15 protein-coding genes are annotated in these 18,403 nt (G+C 56.0%); 6 read left to right on the top strand and 9 right to left on the bottom strand.

Going from position 1 to position 18,403, the window contains the following annotated elements:
• Window positions 1-5: 5 nt before the first annotated feature.
• Window positions 6-668: an exodeoxyribonuclease X gene (gene exoX, locus APU11_RS20910; protein ID WP_013096100.1), complete on the top strand. Its 663-nt coding sequence runs from the start codon at window positions 6-8 to the stop codon at window positions 666-668.
• On the opposite strand, the gene ptrB is transcribed toward exoX, so the two are convergent.
• Together ptrB and APU11_RS20920 are read right to left on the bottom strand one after the other, a co-directional pair.
• Entirely contained in the window at window positions 665-2,725 is a 2,061-nt protein-coding gene (gene ptrB / locus APU11_RS20915) for an oligopeptidase B (protein ID WP_020690816.1), read from the bottom strand. The genes exoX and ptrB overlap by 4 nt on opposite strands.
• An 85-nt stretch (window positions 2,726-2,810) precedes the next feature.
• Window positions 2,811-3,458, bottom strand: coding sequence for a tellurite resistance TerB family protein (locus APU11_RS20920; protein ID WP_020690815.1), 648 nt, complete (start codon window positions 3,456-3,458; stop codon window positions 2,811-2,813).
• 170 nt (window positions 3,459-3,628) lie between these two features.
• Between APU11_RS20920 and purT the strand changes: the two genes are divergently transcribed.
• The gene (gene purT / locus APU11_RS20925) at window positions 3,629-4,807 is read left to right on the top strand and encodes a formate-dependent phosphoribosylglycinamide formyltransferase (RefSeq protein ID WP_044158213.1); all 1,179 of its coding nucleotides are present in this window, start codon (window positions 3,629-3,631) and stop codon (window positions 4,805-4,807) included.
• Window positions 4,808-4,849: 42 nt separating this feature from the next.
• On the opposite strand, the gene kdgA is transcribed toward purT, so the two are convergent.
• The 3 genes from kdgA to zwf form a co-directional block, all read right to left on the bottom strand.
• Window positions 4,850-5,491 carry a bifunctional 4-hydroxy-2-oxoglutarate aldolase/2-dehydro-3-deoxy-phosphogluconate aldolase gene (gene kdgA / locus APU11_RS20930; protein ID WP_029882310.1) on the bottom strand — a complete coding sequence of 214 codons (642 nt, stop codon included), beginning with the start codon at window positions 5,489-5,491 and terminating at the stop codon, window positions 4,850-4,852.
• Window positions 5,492-5,530: 39 nt separating this feature from the next.
• Complete coding sequence (gene edd / locus APU11_RS20935) at window positions 5,531-7,342, bottom strand: phosphogluconate dehydratase (RefSeq protein ID WP_058650807.1); 1,812 nt, start codon at window positions 7,340-7,342, stop codon at window positions 5,531-5,533.
• Between the two features lie 234 nt (window positions 7,343-7,576).
• Window positions 7,577-9,052, bottom strand: coding sequence for a glucose-6-phosphate dehydrogenase (gene zwf / locus APU11_RS20940; protein WP_014832396.1), 1,476 nt, complete (start codon window positions 9,050-9,052; stop codon window positions 7,577-7,579).
• Between the two features lie 356 nt (window positions 9,053-9,408).
• Between zwf and APU11_RS20945 the strand changes: the two genes are divergently transcribed.
• Both APU11_RS20945 and pyk read left to right on the top strand, forming a co-directional pair.
• Window positions 9,409-10,278 (top strand): MurR/RpiR family transcriptional regulator, encoded by an 870-nt coding sequence (locus APU11_RS20945; RefSeq protein ID WP_029882312.1) that lies wholly within the window; start codon window positions 9,409-9,411, stop codon window positions 10,276-10,278.
• A gap of 140 nt (window positions 10,279-10,418) precedes the next feature.
• Window positions 10,419-11,861, top strand: a complete 1,443-nt coding sequence (gene pyk, locus APU11_RS20950; RefSeq protein ID WP_013096092.1) for a pyruvate kinase — start codon at window positions 10,419-10,421, stop codon at window positions 11,859-11,861.
• Between the two features lie 48 nt (window positions 11,862-11,909).
• Here the strand turns inward: pyk and lpxM are convergent, their stop codons facing one another.
• The 3 genes from lpxM to znuA all read right to left on the bottom strand — a co-directional run bounded on the left by lpxM (window position 11,910) and on the right by znuA (window position 15,280).
• A complete protein-coding gene (gene lpxM, locus APU11_RS20955; protein WP_058650808.1) occupies window positions 11,910-12,881 on the bottom strand; it encodes a lauroyl-Kdo(2)-lipid IV(A) myristoyltransferase in 972 nt (323 codons plus the stop codon).
• Window positions 12,882-13,000: 119 nt separating this feature from the next.
• Window positions 13,001-14,320 (bottom strand): murein DD-endopeptidase MepM, encoded by a 1,320-nt coding sequence (mepM, locus tag APU11_RS20960; RefSeq protein ID WP_013096090.1) that lies wholly within the window; start codon window positions 14,318-14,320, stop codon window positions 13,001-13,003.
• Window positions 14,321-14,335: 15 nt separating this feature from the next.
• Window positions 14,336-15,280: a zinc ABC transporter substrate-binding protein ZnuA gene (gene znuA / locus APU11_RS20965; protein ID WP_013096089.1), complete on the bottom strand. Its 945-nt coding sequence runs from the start codon at window positions 15,278-15,280 to the stop codon at window positions 14,336-14,338.
• Between the two features lie 77 nt (window positions 15,281-15,357).
• Here znuA and znuC point away from each other — a divergent pair, with 77 nt between their 5' ends.
• Window positions 15,358-16,113, top strand: a complete 756-nt coding sequence (gene znuC / locus APU11_RS20970) for a zinc ABC transporter ATP-binding protein ZnuC (RefSeq protein ID WP_014832401.1) — start codon at window positions 15,358-15,360, stop codon at window positions 16,111-16,113.
• On the top strand, window positions 16,110-16,895 hold the full coding sequence (gene znuB / locus APU11_RS20975) for a zinc ABC transporter permease subunit ZnuB (protein ID WP_013096087.1): 786 nt from the start codon (window positions 16,110-16,112) through the stop codon (window positions 16,893-16,895). Before znuC ends, znuB begins: the two co-directional genes overlap by 4 nt.
• Before the next feature lie 492 nt (window positions 16,896-17,387).
• On the opposite strand, the gene ruvB is transcribed toward znuB, so the two are convergent.
• Window positions 17,388-18,398 (bottom strand): Holliday junction branch migration DNA helicase RuvB, encoded by a 1,011-nt coding sequence (gene ruvB / locus APU11_RS20980; protein ID WP_013096086.1) that lies wholly within the window; start codon window positions 18,396-18,398, stop codon window positions 17,388-17,390.
• Between the last annotated feature and the right edge of the window lie 5 nt (window positions 18,399-18,403).

The raw sequence follows: 18,403 nt of genomic DNA on the forward strand, positions 1-18,403 counted from the left end.
GTTCAATGCTGCGCGTCATCGATACCGAAACTTGCGATCTTCAGGGCGGAATAGTGGAAGTGGCGTCTGTTGACGTCATTGACGGTAAAATCGTCAATCCCATGAGCCATCTGGTGCGTCCCGACCGCCCGATTAGCCCGCAGGCGATGGCCATTCATCGCATTACTGAATCGATGGTGGCGGATAAACCCTGGATTGAAGAGGTCATTCCGCACTATTACGGTAGCCCGTGGTATGTCGCGCACAACGCCAGCTTTGACCGCCGGGTACTGCCCGAGATGCCCGGCGAATGGATTTGCACCATGAAGCTGGCGCGTCGTCTGTGGCCGGGGATCAAATACAGCAATATGGCGCTGTATAAATCGCGTAAGCTCAGCGTCAGAACGCCCGAGGGGCTGCATCATCACCGCGCCCTGTACGACTGCTATATTACCGCGGCGCTACTCATAGATATTATGAATACCTCTGGCTGGACGCCGGATGATATGGCGACGATCACCGGGCGACCGGCGCTGCTGACCACCTTCACCTTTGGCAAATACCGCGGCAAAGCGGTGTCCGATATCGCCGATAAAGATCCGGGCTACCTGCGCTGGCTGTATAACAACCTCGACAAAATGAGCCCGGAGCTTCGCTTAACGCTCAAGCACTATCTGGGTGAAGCTTAACTTCCGGCACGGCCTGGCAGCGTTTCCTGCGCCAGGCCAATCAAAAAGGCATACTCCAGCGCGACCCCTTCATACGATTTGAATCGTCCCGATTTCCCGCCGTGTCCGGAGTCCATGTCGGTACAGAGTAGCAGCAGGTTATTATCAGTTTTCAGCTCACGCAGCTTCGCCACCCACTTTGCGGGCTCCCAGTATTGCACCTGTGAATCGTGCAGACCGGTGGTCACCAGCATGTGCGGATAGGCTTTGGCTTCCACGTTATCGTACGGGCTGTACTCTTTCATATAGCGGTAATAGATCTCGTCCTGAGGATTCCCCCACTCTTCAAACTCACCAGTCGTCAGCGGAATAGACTCATCCAGCATTGTGGTCACCACGTCGACAAACGGAACCTGCGCGATGACCCCTTTGAAGCGGTCAGGACGCTGGTTAATGGCCGCCCCCATCAGCAGCCCTCCCGCACTGCCGCCCATGCCAAAGCAGAGCTGCGGATCGCCATAACCCTGCTCTATTAGCGCATCGCAGACGTCGAGGTAGTCGTTAAAGGTGTTTTTCTTCTTCAGGAATTTCCCGTCTTCGTACCAGTGCTGGCCCAGCTCGCCGCCACCGCGCACGTGGGCGATGGCGAAAACAAAGCCACGATCGAGCAGGCTTAATCTGCTGCTGCTGAAATCGGCATCCATGCTTGAGCCGTAGGATCCATACCCGTAGACCAGGATCGGGTTTTTCCCTTTCTGGAAATGCGCCTTGTGATAGACGAGCGAGACGGGCACCTCAACGCCATCCCGGGCGGTGACCCACAGGTGTTCGCTTCGGTAGTTATCGGAATCAAACCCTTTTACCTCAGACTGCTTAAGCACCTGACGTTGTCCGGTCTCCATGTCCAGCTCAAACAGCGTATCCGGCGTGGTCATTGACGAGTAGCCATAGCGCAAGCGGGACGATTCCGGCTCGGGATTAAACCCAATCCACGTAACATAGGCCGGATCGTCAAACGCAATCCCGATGACCTCCCGCGTTTTGCGGTTAATTTGCCGCAGGCTGGTCAGCCCCCGCTGGCGCTCTTCCACCACCAGCCAGTCGGTAAAGAGGGTAAATCCTTCGAGCATCACCTGTTCCCGCGCAGGAATGAGCACTTCCCATTTCCGTTCATCGCGTACTTTGGTTTTATAGAGGCCAAAGTTTTTGCCCTCGCGGTTAGAGCGCAGGTAAAAGCTGTGCTGGAAGTGATCCAGGCTGTACTCATGATCTTTACGACGCGGCAGGAAGCAGAGCGGCTGCGCATCAGGCAGCTCGGCATCCAGGAGCAGAACTTCAGAGGTGGTTGCGCTGGCGAGGAAGATAATCACATAGTGGCGTGACGACGTTTTATGCAGACTGACATAGAACGTTTCATCTTTCTCTTCGTAGACCAGCTCGTCATCATCCGCACTGGTGCCGACGGTATGACGCCATACCTGATAAGGCAGCAGCGTGGAGGCATGTTTCTTCACGTAATAGACGGTTTCAGAATCATTCGCCCAGACAAAATCCGGCGAAACGTTCGCAATCATCTCCGGGTACCAGTTACCGGTTTCCAGATTGCGAAAACGCAGGCCGTACTGACGCCGGGAGAGGTAATCTTCCGCCAGCGCCATAATGGCGTTATCGGGCGAGACCGACATGCCGCCCAGCGTATAAAACTCGCTGTGGGCAGCACGCTGGTTGGCATCCAGCAAAATATCCCATTCATCCCACTCGGCGCTTAACACCGACTGACGCTGGTAGATGGGATATTCGTTACCGGGCTCGTAGATATGGCGATAACGATAGCCGTTTTTGGTCCAGGGTGCGGAGACATCGCGCTGGGGAATACGCTGCACCATTTCATTCAGCAACTGATCCTGAAGCGCCTGCTGGCTGGCCATGACCTTGCGGCCATAGTCATTTTCCGCGTGCAAATAGTCGAGCACCTCTGGCCGGGAACGCGAATCGTCCCGGAGCCAGTAATAGTTGTCAATGCGCGTATCGCCATGCGTGGTGATCGCATAAGGAGTACGTCGGGCTTTTGGTGGCATGTCATGTTTCTTTTGAGTTTTACACCCTATAAGGTTGGCAAAACACGCGCATGATGCAAGCGAAACATGACCGCGACGGTGACAGTTAACCCGCTAACGCCTGTTTTTGCTCCCTGATATCCTTCTCAATGCCGTCGCGCACGTCCTGAGGGATCTTCAACGCGTCGCCGAGGGCATTGAGGTAGCTGCGCTCCATAAAGTGGTCAATATCAATGGCGGCACAGCTTAAGAAATAAAGTTCAAGCGCCTCCTCCTCATTCTTTACGCTTTGCGCAAGGCGCTGCGGATCCAGCGGCTGTTCGATGGCCTGAGCCACCAGCGTTCTGCCCTGCTCTTCCACACCGGCCTCCCGCAGCTGCTGCTCAATCGCCGACCGTTCTTTATCGTCGATATGCCCGTCACTTTTCGCGGCAAAAACCAGCGCAAGGATCAGCCGTTCAGTGCGCAGATCCAACGGTGATGTGTGCTGACCATAATCGGGTTCATCGCTATGTGCGGTTCGTACTCTGTCCTTGTATTTATTCCACAGAACCGTGCCCGCAATGGCTCCGCCACCGGCCAGTAACGCGCCGGTGCCATATTTTGCCAGCAACTTGCGCGAGGATTTATTCGCCACCAGCAGGCCCGCCAGCCCGCCGAGCGCCCCGGGGACCAGTTTGCTCAGCCCCTGCTCGCCGGATGGCGACGTTTTCTGCCCTAACAGTGATTGCAATTGATTTAACCAGCCAGACATGGTTTCCCTCACTTAACGGTGTACATATTCCACAGCGTAAGCGAGCAGGCGTCAGGAAATGTCTGGCGGGGCTAAAGAAGCGCAAATTTCTTCCCCGCGCACGGGCCCCGATCAAGACACACGCAAACGTTTTCGTTTATACTGCGCGCAACTTTTTCAGGGGGATTGTTATGACTCGTTTAGGAACCGCGCTGCGACCTGCGGCGACGCGTGTAATGCTGTTGGGATCGGGTGAACTGGGCAAAGAGGTCGCCATTGAGTGTCAGCGTTTAGGCGTGGAAGTCATTGCCGTAGACCGGTACGCCGATGCACCCGCCATGCACGTTGCCCACCGTTCTTATGTGATTAACATGCTGGATGGCGATGCCCTGCGCGAGCTGATTACGCGTGAGAAACCGGATTTTGTCGTACCGGAAATCGAAGCCATCGCCACCGATACGCTGCTTGCCCTTGAACAGGAAGGCCAGCGCGTGGTGCCCTGTGCAAAGGCCGCGAAGCTGACCATGAATCGCGAAGGCATTCGTCGCCTGGCGGCGGAAGAGCTGGGATTACCCACCTCTGGCTATCGTTTTGCCGGCGATAAAGCTGCTTTCCTGCAGGCCGTTGAGGAGATTGGCTATCCGTGCATCATTAAGCCGGTGATGAGTTCCTCCGGTAAAGGGCAGAGCTTCATCCGCGACAGCAGCACGCTGGACAAGGCATGGGATTATGCCCAACAGGGCGGTCGCGCCGGAGCCGGTCGCGTGATTGTTGAAGGCGTGGTGAAGTTTGATTTCGAAATTACCCTCCTGACCGTCAGTGCCGTTGATGGTGTCCATTTCTGCGATCCGATTGGACACCGTCAGGAGGATGGCGATTACCGTGAATCCTGGCAGCCGCAGCAGATGAGTGCCCTGGCGCTGGCGCGCGCGCAGGAGATCGCCCGTAAAACGGTGCTGGCGCTGGGCGGTTACGGCCTGTTCGGTGTGGAACTGTTTGTCTGCGGTGATGAGGTGATATTCAGCGAAGTGTCCCCTCGCCCGCACGATACCGGGATGGTGACCCTGATTTCCCAGGATCTCTCCGAGTTCGCCCTGCACGTGCGCGCGTTCCTCGGCCTGCCGGTTGGCGGTATTCGCCAGTATGGTCCGACCGCCTCGGCGGTGATCCTCCCGCAACTGACCAGCCAGAACATCACCTTTGACAACGTTGAAGGCGCGGTTGGGGCAGGTCTGCAGGTTCGCCTGTTCGGGAAACCGGAGATCGACGGTACGCGTCGACTGGGCGTGGCATTAGCCACTGGCGATAGCGTGGATGATGCCGTGGCAAGGGCGAAAGCTGCCGCTGCCGCGGTTAGCGTTAACGGATAAAAAAAACGGGCCTGATGGCCCGTTTTTCATGATGCGAGGTGCTTACTGCTTCGCGCCTTCAACCGCTTCGCGAGCCAGTCTGGTGATGCGATCCCAGTCGCCTGCTTCCAGGGCATCCGCCGGTACCAGCCAGGAGCCGCCGATGCACAGCACGCTCTTCAGCGCCAGGTAATCACGGTAGTTGGCCGGAGAGATGCCACCCGTCGGGCAGAAGCGCACCTGAGAGAAGGGACCCGCAATCGCCTGCAGCGCTTTGGTGCCGCCGTTGGCTTCTGCCGGGAAGAATTTGAACTCTTTCAGACCGTAGTCCATGCCCAGCATCAGTTCAGAAACGGTGCTGATCCCCGGGATCAGCGGGATGGTGCCCTCGGTTGCCGCTTTTAACAGCGGCTCGGTCAGACCCGGGCTGATGGCAAACTGCGCGCCCGCTTCGGTCACTTCAGCCAGCTGTTTTGCGTTCGTAACGGTACCCGCACCAATGATGGCATCCGGCACTTCTTTAGCGATTGCGCGAATCGCGTCCATCGCGCAGGCGGTACGCAGGGTCACTTCCAGAACGCGAACGCCACCCGCAACCAGCGCTTTCGCCATCGGTACCGCGTGCTCCAGTTTGTTCACCACGATAACCGGCACAACGGGGCCAGTGGTCAGGATTGCTTCTGCACTTGTTTTCCAGTTTTTCATCAGAGTTTTCTCTCGCCAGATCGATAAAATCAAGTCGTCTTAAAACGTAATACAGGTTGCGCCCTGCTCCGCCCCGGAGAGTTTCTCACGCAGCGCGCCAAACATTTCGCGTCCGGTTCCCACGCGCGATGCGCTCAGGTCTGGAATATGCGGCTGACGGGCCGCCAGCTCGGCTTCGTCCACCAGCAGGGTTAACTCACCTGTCTGGCCATTGACGCGGATGATGTCGCCGTCACGCACCTTAGCCAGCAAACCACCATCATACGCTTCAGGCGTTACGTGGATGGCTGAAGGCACTTTACCTGAGGCACCCGAGAGGCGTCCATCGGTGACCAGTGCAATTTTGAAACGGCGGTCCAATAATACACCAAGTGGTGGCATAAGTTTATGTAATTCTGGCATCCCGTTCGCTTTGGGTCCCTGATGACGCACCACCACCACGCAATCCTTGTCGAGAAGGCCCGCATCAAAGGCAGGTAAAACATCATGCTGGCTCTCAAAGACCACTGCCGGGGCTTCAATCACCTGGTTCTCTTCCGGCACGGCAGAGGTTTTCATCACCGCCCGTCCCAGGTTGCCGCTCAGCACTTTCGTGCCGCCGTGGCGTGAGAACGGCTGTTCGAAGGTAGCAATGACCTGCGGATCAAGAGAGGCGCTCGCCCCATCACGCCAGTCCAGCTCACCGTTGTTCAGCCACGGCTCAAGGGTATAGCGATGCAGACCATAACCCGCCACCGTGTTCACGTCTTCGTGCAGCAGACCGCCCTTGAGCAGCTCACGCATCAACACCGGTACGCCACCGGCGGCCTGGAAGTGGTTAATGTCTGCCGGACCGTTCGGATACAGGCGCGCCATCAGCGGCACCACGGAAGAGATGTCTGAGAAATCATCCCAGTTGATCAGGATGCCAGCCGCACGTGCCATTGCCACAAGGTGCATGGTGTGGTTGGTTGAGCCCCCCGTTGCCAGCAGGGCCACGATGCCGTTGACGATCACTTTCTCGTCGACCATTTTACCCAGCGGCATCCACTCGTTGCCGTTCCCGGTCAGACGCGTCACCTGACGGGCGGCGGCTTCGGTCAGAGCCTTGCGCAGCGGCGCATCGGGTTGAATGAAGGAGGAGCCCGGAAGCTGCATCCCCATAAATTCCACCACCATCTGGTTGGTGTTGGCCGTACCGTAGAAGGTACAGGTACCCGGCGCATGGTAAGAGGCGGCTTCCGCTTCCAGCAGCGCCTGGCGGTCTGCTTTACCTTCGGCATACAGCTGGCGGATACGCACTTTTTCTTTGTTTGGCAAACCGCTGGCCATCGGACCTGACGGCACAAAAATGGCCGGAAGATGACCAAACGACAGCGCCGCCATGGCGAGCCCGGGGACAATCTTGTCGCACACACCGAGGTACAGCGCGCCATCAAACATATTGTGAGACAGACCGACCGCTGCAGACATGGCAATGACTTCGCGGCTCAGCAGCGACAGCTCCATCCCGTCCTGCCCCTGGGTCACACCGTCACACATGGCCGGCACGCCCCCCGCCACCTGGCCCACCGCATTCACGCTGTGCAGCGCTTTACGGATGATGTCCGGGTACACTTCGTACGGCTGATGCGCGGAGAGCATGTCGTTATAGGAGGTAATGATGGCGATATTGTTACGCAGCATGCTCTTTAATGAGGCTTTGTCTTCAGGCTGACAGGCGGCGAAACCGTGCGCCAGGTTACCGCAGGCCAGCTGCGAGCGGTGTACGGTATTGGTCTTAGCCTGTTCAATGCGGGCGAGGTAGGCCGAACGGGTCTCTTTCGAGCGCTCGATAATGCGTTGTGTTACGCGTAACAATTTCGGATTCATAAAAGCTCCTCTAATTTATCTGTCCGGGCTCGGGAGTTTACAAAGTCGCTGGCAGTTGTTAACAACGCTGAAACGCTTGCTGTCCGGAGCTCAGGGGCAAAATCGCTTCCGGCAGTGTAATAAAAAAAGCCCCGCGGGTGAATCCACGCGGAGCTTAAAAGTATAAAAATTGTGCCACTAGCTGTGTTAGATAATGTTACCGGTAAAATAACACCTTCGGGCTAGAGGATTATCTTACTCAAACTCGTTCCAGGAGCGGCCATCACGGGTGATCATCGCCACGGAGGCGACAGGTCCCCAGGTGCCCGCCTGATACGGTTTTGGCGGATCCTGATCGGCAGCCCAGGCTTCGGTGATGGAGTCGACCCATTTCCACGCCTCTTCCACTTCGTCGCGACGCACAAACAGCGCCTGGATACCGCGCATGGTTTCCAGCAGCAGGCGCTCGTAAGCATCCGCCAGGTGCGTTTGATTGAAGGTCTCGGAGTAGCTCAGATCCAGTTTGGTGGTCTGCAGGTTATGTTTGTGATCCAGCCCCGGCACTTTGTTCAGGATCTGGATATCCACACCTTCATCCGGCTGCAGACGGATAGTCAGTTTGTTCTGCGGCAGCTCCTGCCACGACTCTTTGAACAGGTTCAGCTCAGGGTTTTTGAAGTAAACGACAACTTCAGAGCATTTGGCTGGCAGACGTTTACCGGTACGCAGGTAGAACGGCACCCCCGCCCAACGCCAGTCATCGATATCCACGCGGATCGCCACGAACGTCTCAGTGTTGCTGGACTTGTTCGCGCCCTCTTCTTCCAGATAACCAGGGACTTTTTTGCCCTGCGCAAAGCCGGATGTGTACTGACCACGCACCGTCTTCTCGCGCACGTTAGAACGGTCGATACGACGCAGTGACTTCAGCACTTTCACCTTCGCGTCGCGGATGCTGTCAGCGGTCAGGTCTGATGGCGGAGACATGGCAATCATGCAGAGTACCTGCAGCAGGTGGTTCTGGATCATGTCACGCATCTGACCGGCCTGGTCAAAGTAACCCCAGCGGCCTTCGATACCCACCTCTTCGGCCACGGTGATTTCCACGTGGTCGATGGTGCGGTTGTCCCAGTTGTTCACAAACAGGGAGTTGGCAAAACGCAGCGCCAGCAGGTTCAGTACCGTCTCTTTGCCCAGATAGTGGTCGATGCGGTAGACCTGGCACTCTTCGAAGTATTCGCCCACCTGGTCGTTGATTTCGCGGGAGGTAGACAGTGAGGTACCCAGCGGTTTTTCCATTACCACACGCGCAGGTTTGGCGTTCAGATTCGCTTCGCCCAGACCTTTACAGATGGCGCCGAAGGTGCTTGGTGGCATGGCGAAATAGTTAATGGTGACCCGGTTTTTCTGATCCAGCATCTCACCCAGACGGGTAAACGCGCTCACGTCGTTCACATCCAGATTGCAGAAATCGAGACGTCCGCTCAGGGTATCCCACAAACTTTCATCAATTTTCTCTTTCATGAAAGTTTCGAGCGCTTCACGCACGACTTTGGTGTATGCGTCTTTGTCCCAGTCGGCGCGCCCTACACCCAGGATACGGGTATCCGGATGAAGTTGGCCCGCTTTCTCCAGTTGATACAGGGAAGGCAGCAATTTTCGGCGTGCAAGATCGCCTTTCGCGCCGAAAATGACCAGGTCACATGCCTGGGCTGTTTGCGTTACCGCCATGTCATTCTCCTCAGTTGGATCACCTGGTGCTTCTGCCAGGTATCGTTGTAATTTTATTACAATGCACTGTACTGCTTTTACGTCATTCCCGAAACCATTAGCGCTTAACGTCGCGTGCGATACGGCGATTTTTCACCCTTAAGAGGATTACGCTGGCCTGATGACGCAACAAGCGTCGATTCTTTGCGCAACACGGTCACAGTAAAACCCGACACCGATCAAGTAATGAAAAAAAACAACAACATTATCTTGTCGACTGTTACCCTTTATGGAAGCCACGAGGGTAATATCGGCTAAATCGAATCTCAATTTCATCTATAGATGAAATCGTTTACACCCATGAGCGTCCTGTTAACATGAACATGCTGGAAAAAATCCAGTTTCAACTGGAACACCTTAGCAAATCCGAGCGAAAAGTGGCTGAAGTTATTCTCGCCTCGCCTGCTCAGGCGATTCATTCAAGCATCGCCGCTCTGGCACAGGATGCAGGCGTCAGCGAGCCGACGGTGAATCGGTTCTGCCGGAGCCTGGAAACGCGTGGCTTTCCTGATTTTAAACTGCATCTGGCACAAAGTCTGGCAAATGGTACGCCCTATGTTAATCGCAATGTGGATGAAGACGACAGCGTAGATGCATACACGGCGAAAATATTTGAATCGGCCATGGCCACGCTTGACCACGTGCGTCAGTCGCTGGATATGAGTTCCGTTAACCGGGCGGTCGATTTACTGACCCAGGCCAAGCGAATTGCATTCTTCGGACTCGGTTCGTCGGCGGCCGTGGCGCATGACGCCATGAATAAATTCTTCCGCTTTAACGTCCCGGTCATTTATTCCGATGACATCGTGTTGCAACGCATGAGCTGTATGAATTGTAGCGAGGATGACGTGGTGGTCCTGATTTCCCATACCGGGCGCACCAAAAGTCAGGTTGAGCTGGCGCAGCTGGCGCGTGAAAACGATGCCATGGTTATCGCCCTCACGACGGCAGGCACGCCGCTGGCAAGAGAAGCCACGCTCGCCATCACTCTGGACGTTCCGGAAGATACGGATATCTATATGCCAATGGTCTCCCGTCTGGCGCAGCTGACGGTGATTGACGTCCTGGCAACCGGTTTTACCTTACGCCGCGGCGCTAAATTCAGAGATAACTTGAAGCGTGTCAAGGAAGCGCTCAAGGAATCGCGTTTTGATAAAGAATTGCTTATAAAGAGCGATGTTCCCTGATAGTAGATAACTAAGACGTAACGAATAATTACGATGTAACGATTTACGGCATTCGGTCCCCTCGCGGTTGCTTTGCAGCAGATGAAGGCCGATTCAATCTTCACGCAACACCAAAGTTGTTTCAGTCAACGGAGTATTACATGTCCAGAAGGCTTCGCAGAACCAAGATCGTCACCACCTTAGGCCCGGCCACCGATCGCGATAATAACCTCGAAAAGATTATCGCCGCGGGTGCCAACGTGGTGCGTATGAACTTCTCTCACGGTACGCCAGAAGACCATAAATTACGTGCCGACAAAGTGCGTGAGATCGCGGCTAAACTGGGCCGCCATGTTGCTATCCTCGGTGACCTGCAGGGTCCAAAAATTCGTGTCTCGACCTTCAAAGAAGGCAAAGTTTTCCTCAATATCGGCGATAAATTCCTGCTTGATGCCAACCTGGGTAAAGGTGAAGGCGATAAAGAGAAAGTGGGTATCGACTATAAAGGTCTGCCGGCTGACGTTGTGCCTGGCGATATCCTGCTGCTCGACGACGGTCGTGTTCAGCTGAAAGTGCTGGAAGTTCAGGGGATGAAGGTGTTCACCGAAGTCACCGTCGGCGGCCCACTCTCTAACAACAAAGGCATTAACAAGCTCGGCGGTGGCCTGTCTGCCGAAGCGCTGACCGATAAAGACAAAGCGGATATCGTTACCGCGGCGCTGATCGGCGTGGACTATCTGGCCGTCTCCTTCCCGCGCTGCGGCGAAGACCTGAACTATGCCCGTCGTCTGGCGCGTGATGCCGGCTGCGACGCGAAAATCGTAGCAAAAGTTGAACGTGCGGAAGCCGTTTGCGATCAGGATGCCATGGACGACGTGATTCTGGCGTCTGACGTGGTGATGGTTGCCCGTGGCGATCTGGGTGTGGAAATTGGCGACCCGGAACTGGTCGGCATCCAGAAAGCGCTGATCCGTCGCGCGCGTCAGTTGAACCGCGCGGTGATCACCGCAACCCAGATGATGGAATCCATGATCACCAACCCAATGCCGACCCGTGCAGAGGTGATGGACGTGGCTAACGCCGTGCTGGACGGTACCGATGCGGTCATGCTTTCCGCTGAAACCGCAGCCGGTCAGTACCCGGCAGAGACCGTTGCCGCGATGGCGCGCGTCTGTCTGGGCGCGGAGAAGATCCCAAGCATCAACGTCTCTAAACACCGTCTGGACGTGCAGTTCGACAACGTGGAAGAAGCGATTGCGATGTCCGCCATGTATGCGGCTAACCATCTGAAGGGCGTCACGGCGATCATCACCATGACCGAATCAGGCCGTACCGCGCTAATGACGTCCCGTATCAGCTCCGGTCTGCCGATCTTCGCGATGTCCCGCCACGAGCGCACGCTGAACCTGACGGCGCTGTACCGCGGCGTAACCCCGGTTTACTTCGACAGCACCAATGACGGTGTGGCAGCGGCGCACGATGCCGTTAATCTGCTGCGCGACAAAGGCTACCTGGTATCCGGTGATATTGTCATCGTGACCCAGGGTGATGTCATGAGCACCATCGGCTCAACCAACACCACCCGCGTATTAACCGTCGAATAAACAGATGTTTCCCTCTCCCCCACGGGGAGAGGGTCAGCGTGAGGGGTTTTATTTCTTTGGGTAAAGTTCTTTGCGCTGATACGGCTCTTTCTCGCCAGGCTTACGCGTTTTGAGCAGCTTCAGGATCCACGTGTATTGCTCAAGATGCGGTCCCACCAACACCTCCACCTCTTCGTTCATGCGACGCGCGATGGTGTTATCGTCCGCGGTCAGTAAGTCGTCCATCGGCGGGCGAACCTCAATGCTCAGACGGTGCGTGTTGCCATCGTAGACCGGGAACAGCGGAATAACCCGGGCGCGGCAGACTTTCATCAGACGGCCAATCGCCGGAAGCGTCGCCTTGTAGGTGGCAAAGAAATCGACAAACTCGCTGTGCTCAGGGCCGTGATCCTGATCCGGCAGATAGTAACCCCAGTACCCCTGTCGCACGGACTGAATAAACGGCTTGATACCATCGTTACGGGCGTGCAGGCGTCCACCAAAACGACGACGCACGGTGTTCCAGACGAAATCAAAGACTTTATTACCCTGGTTATGGAACATGGCCGCCATCTTCTGGCCCTGAGATGCCATCAGCATGGCCGGAATATCCACTCCCCAGCCGTGCGGAACGAGAAAAATCACTTTTTCATCGTTGCGGCGCATCTCGTCAATGATCTCCAGCCCTTTCCAGTCAACACGCTTAAGGACCTTTTCTGGCCCTTTTAGCGCCAGCTCTGCCATCATCGCCATGGCCTGTGGCGCGGTGGTATACATGTCATCAATAATCGCTTCGCGCTCGGCTTCGCTCTTTTCCGGGAAGCAGTAGAAGAGATTGATTTGCGCGCGACGGCGGGCACTTTTGCCCATTCGTCCTGCGAGACGGCCAATTTTACCCAGAACGGGATCGCGCACAGAGGCAGGTAACATGGCAATGCCAGCAAACGCGTAAACGCCAAGCCAGGCGCCCCAGTTACGCGGGTGGCGAAAGGATTTTTCAAACTCAGGAATGAACTCTATATTGTTTTTTTTGGTTTCCATGCTGGTTCCAGGGTCTGGTGACGCAAAATATAATGACGATAGTGTAGCGAGGCAGCGCCCCACGCACAAAAGAAAAAGCCGGCGCTTACTGACGCCGGCTTTAGACAAAACGGAAGGGTTTAGTCGAAACGCAGTTGCGGCACAACCTCTTTCACCTGCGCCAGGTAATCTTTACGATCTTTACCCGTCAGCCCTTCGGTGCGCGGCAGTTTCGCCGTCAGCGGGTTTACCGCCTGCTGGTTGATCCACACTTCATAATGCAGGTGTGGCCCTGTAGAACGTCCGGTATTGCCTGAGAGGGCGATACGGTCGCCACGTTTCACTTTCTGGCCTGGTTTCACCAGCAGCTTACGCAGGTGCATATAACGGGTGGTATAAGTGCGACCATGACGGACCGCAACATAGTACCCGGCAGCCCCGCTGCGTTTTGCGACAACCACTTCACCATCTCCCACCGCCAGCACCGGTGTGCCCTGTGGCATGGCGAAGTCCACGCCACGGTGCGGCGCCACGCGCCCGGTGACCGGGTTCAGACGACGCGGGTTAAAATTGGATGAGATGCGGAACTGTTTCGCCGTTGGGAAGCGCAGGAAGCCTTTCGCAAGCCCGGTACCGCTGCGGTCATAGAATTTGCCGTCTTCAGCGCGAATGGCGTAGTAATCTTTACCATCAGAGCGCAAACGTACACCCACCAGTTGGCTCTGCTCACGCTTGCCGTCCAGCATTTCGCGGGACATCAGTACGGAGAACTCATCACCTTTTTTCAGCTTACGGAAATCCATCTGCCACTGCATGGCTTTGATAACCGAGCTGATTTCAGCGCTGGTCAGGCCCGCATCACGCGCGCTGGAGACAAAGCTTGCGCCTACGGTCCCTTTCATCACGCTGTTAACCCAGTCGCCCTTCTGCAACTCGCTGGTCATCTTGAAACCGTTTGCAGTGCGGTCGTAGGTGCGCGTTTCGCGACGGGACATTTCCCAGGTCAGGCGCTGCAGATCGCCCTCTGGCGTTAACGTCCACGAGAGCTGCTGGCCAATTTTCAGGTTACGCAGGTCTTTATCTGCGGCAGCCAGCTGGCTGATATTCCCCATGTCAATGCCGTACTGGTTCAGTACGCTGCTCAGCGTATCGCCAGTGGAGACCACATATTCATGGATCCCGGCTTCATTCTCGGTTTTATCGTCCAGCTCATCCTGCGGAATGGCTTCATCTTCCTGAGCCGCCTGGTCGATAGGCTCACTGGCCTCCGGCAGCAGAGAACGGATTTCGTTCTTCTCAAGCTCGATGGTTTTGATGATAGGGGCAGAACTCGGGTGGTAAACATAGGGCCGCCAGACGGCGACCGCTAAGGTGAGAACTGTAAGCGACCCCAGCATAACGCGATGGGGTCGGGGCAGATTGTTAAATGCCAGGGCGACAGAGCGGGCTATCTGTTGCACGTATTCACTTCCTCGTTAATCTCCTTTCAGGCAGCTCGCATACTGGTTCGCCAGTTGAGTGAGGAACTGCGAATAGCTCGCTTTACTCAACTGGATGTTCGTTCCTAGCGGGTCAAGGGTTCCCATGCGCACGGATGTTCCCCTGGCCACGGCTTCTACGACCGCTGGCCTGAACTGTGGCTCAGCAAAAACGCAGGACGCTTTTTGCTCAACCAACTGTGTTCTGATCTCATGTAAACGCTGCGCACCAGGCTGAATTTCAGGGTTGACGGTAAAATGCCCACGCGGGGTCAGGCCGTAGTGTTTTTCGTAATAGCCATAGGCGTCATGAAAAACGAAATACCCTTTTCCTTTCAGCGGTGCCAGCTCGTTACCCACCTGCTTATCGGTTGCGGCTAATTGTGCCTCAAAATCTTTCAGGTTGGCGTCTAGTTTGGCTCGACTTTGCGGCATAAGTTCCACTAATTTGTCATGGATTGCAACCGCCGAAAGCCGCGCTATCTCTGGGGAGAGCCAAAGATGCATATTGTACTCGCCGTGATGGTGATCCCCGTCACCTTTTTCATCATGAGCATGATGACCTTCGTGTTCGTCACCGTCGTCATCACTCCCCTTCATGAGCAACGGCTTCACGCCAGAAAGTTCGGCAATGGTGACCTTTTTCGTGTCCGCGATCTGGTTCGCAGACTTCTGCATGAAGGCTTCCATCTCCGGCCCAATCCAGACAACTAAGTCCGCGTTTTGTAAGCGTTTTACATCAGATGGACGCAGGGAATAATCATGCTCAGAGGCACCATCGGGCAGCAGAACCTGGGTTTCAGTCACCCCATCTGCAATGGCCGATGCAATGAATCCCAGCGGTTTGAGCGAAGCGACAACGGCAGCGTTAACATCTTGTGCTGTTGTGCCCCAAAGGGCAGCGGATAATGCTGCGAAAAGAAGCGTATTTTTATGTAACATAATGCGACTAATCATCGTAATGAATGCGTGGAATGTGATATTATAACATTCGTTGACTTCTGCAAGCTTAAATTGACATGACAACTTTGGTTTCTCTTGAAAATGTTTCGGTCTCGTTCGGTCAGCGCCGCGTCCTTTCTGACGTGTCGCTGGATCTGAAGCCCGGTAAAATTCTGACGCTGCTCGGTCCGAACGGCGCGGGTAAATCCACCCTTGTGCGCGTGGTGCTGGGTCTGGTAGCCCCTGATGAAGGTGTCATCAAGCGTGAAGAAAAATTGCGTATCGGCTACGTGCCGCAAAAATTACATCTTGATGCCACGCTGCCGCTGACCGTCAGCCGCTTCCTGCGCCTGCGCCCTGGTACGCGTAAAGCCGATATTCTTCCGGCGCTGAAACGTGTCCAGGCGGGCCACCTGGTGGACGCGCCACTGCAAAAACTGTCCGGCGGGGAAACCCAGCGCGTGTTACTTGCCCGGGCGCTGCTCAGCAGCCCCCAGCTGCTGGTACTGGATGAGCCAACGCAAGGTGTGGACGTCAATGGTCAGGTCGCGCTTTACGATTTAATTGACCAGCTGCGCCACGAACTGAACTGCGCGGTGCTGATGGTCTCCCACGACCTGCATCTGGTGATGGCGAAAACCGACGAAGTGCTCTGTCTGAACCATCATATCTGCTGTTCCGGCACGCCTGAAGTGGTGTCAATGCACCCCGAATTTATCTCTATGTTTGGCCCTCGCGGCGCTGAACAACTGGGTATTTATCGCCATCATCATAACCACCGCCATGATTTACAGGGACGAATTGTCCTGCGCCGGGGAAATGGACACTCATGATTGAACTGTTACTGCCCGGCTGGCTGGCCGGGATTATGCTCGCCTGCGCCGCGGGTCCGCTTGGCTCGTTTGTGGTCTGGCGCAGAATGTCCTATTTCGGCGATACCCTGGCCCATGCTTCACTGCTGGGCGTGGCCTTTGGTTTGCTGCTGGACGTCAACCCGTTCTATGCGGTGATTGTCGTTACGCTGCTCCTCGCCGCCGGTCTGGTCTGGCTGGAAAAACGCCCTCACCTCGCCATTGATACCCTGCTCGGCATTATGGCGCACAGCGCCCTGTCGCTGGGCCTGGTGGTAGTGAGCCTGATGTCCAATATCCGCGTTGACCTGATGGCCTATCTGTTTGGCGACCTGCTCGCCGTGACGCCTGAAGATCTCATTGCTATTGCCATTGGCGTGGTGGTGGTGCTGGGTATTCTGCTGTGGCAGTGGCGTAATTTGCTGGCGATGACCGTCAGCCCGGATCTGGCGTTTGTAGACGGCGTGAAGTTGCAGCGGGTGAAACTGCTGCTGATGCTGGTGACGGCGTTAACCATCGGCGTGGCGATGAAGTTCGTCGGTGCGCTGATTATTACGTCGCTACTGATTATTCCTGCGGCCACCGCGCGTCGTTTTGCCCGTACGCCGGAGCAGATGGCAGGCGTGGCGGTGATTATCGGGATGATTGCGGTCACGGGCGGGTTAACCTTCTCGGCGTTCTATGACACGCCTGCGGGGCCGTCAGTGGTGCTGTGTGCGGCGGTGCTGTTTATTTTCAGTATGATGAAGAAAACCGCTAGTTGATATCGAGGGCGCTGATGCCCTCATCCTAACCCTCTCCCTTTGGGCTGAGGAATCCCCAGTAATTTTTTACCGAAAGCGATGAATGTTGCTTCAGGAAAATGAATGACTTACAGCGACGCCCTAGTCCGGCTGTAAATCGCTGAGGCGTTTCCTGCAGGCCGGGGCGAGGCGCAGGGATGCGCCGAGAGGGCGGCTTTACAGGGACGTTACATCCGCCCGTCCCCGATAAGCCGGAAGGAATAAGCCGAGGGCACCGCGAAGCGGCGATTTACCGCCGGGAGCCCGGGTCGCCAGGGCGGCGGCGATTGAGCCGCCCTGGCACGTTCACGGATCATGTTGTTGCAGAGTAGCAAGGAACATGAAGTGAACGGAATGACCTCCATAGCCGTATGTTCCCCCTCACCCCAACCCTCTCCCAAAGGGAGAGGGGGGCCGTCTGTGCAGGCATTATTTATGGGGATCCCTCAGCCCTTTGGGAGAGGGAATTAAGCATTACGGCATTGCCGGTGGCGTGATACCAAAATGATTCCACGCCCGCACCGTGGCCATACGCCCACGCGGGGTACGTTGCAGGAAGCCCTGCTGGATCAGATACGGTTCGAGTACATCTTCAATTGTCTCGCGCTCTTCCCCGATTGCCGCCGCCAGGTTATCCAGCCCGACCGGCCCGCCAAAGAATTTGTCCAGTACCGCCAGCAGCAGCTTGCGGTCCATGTAGTCAAAACCCTCAGCATCGACATTCAGCATATCCAGCGCCTGAGCAGCAATTTCGGCAGAAATAGAACCATCGTGCTTCACTTCTGCAAAGTCACGGACGCGGCGCAGCAGGCGGTTAGCGATACGCGGTGTTCCGCGCGAACGCTTCGCCACTTCAAATGCCCCCTCTTCGCTCATATCCAGCCCCATATAGCGGGCACTGCGGCCCACGATATGCTGGAGGTCGGCGACCTGATAGAACTCGAGGCGCTGCACAATACCAAAGCGGTCGCGCAGTGGAGAGGTTAAAGACCCGGCACGGGTGGTGGCGCCAATCAGGGTAAACGGCGGCAGATCGATTTTGATCGAACGCGCGGCAGGGCCTTCGCCGATCATGATATCCAGCTGGTAGTCTTCCATTGCCGGATAGAGAACCTCTTCCACCACCGGTGACAGGCGGTGGATCTCATCGATAAACAGCACGTCGTGCGGTTCAAGATTGGTCAGCATCGCCGCCAGATCGCCTGCTTTTTCCAGCACCGGGCCAGACGTGGTACGCAGGTTCACGCCCATTTCATTGGCAACGATATTCGCCAGGGTGGTTTTCCCCAAACCCGGAGGACCGAAAATCAGCAGGTGATCGAGCGCATCGCCGCGCAGCTTTGCCGCCTGGATGAAGATCTCCATCTGGGAACGCACCTGCGGCTGGCCAATATACTCATCAAGCAACTTCGGACGGATCGCACGATCCACCACGTCGTCTGCCTGAATAGTGCCTGCCGATACCAGGCGATCTGCTTCAATCATCCTTT

Source organism: Enterobacter sp. 50793107 (genome assembly GCF_001463365.1).
GTDB classification, from domain to species: Bacteria; Pseudomonadota; Gammaproteobacteria; order Enterobacterales; family Enterobacteriaceae; genus Enterobacter; species Enterobacter cloacae.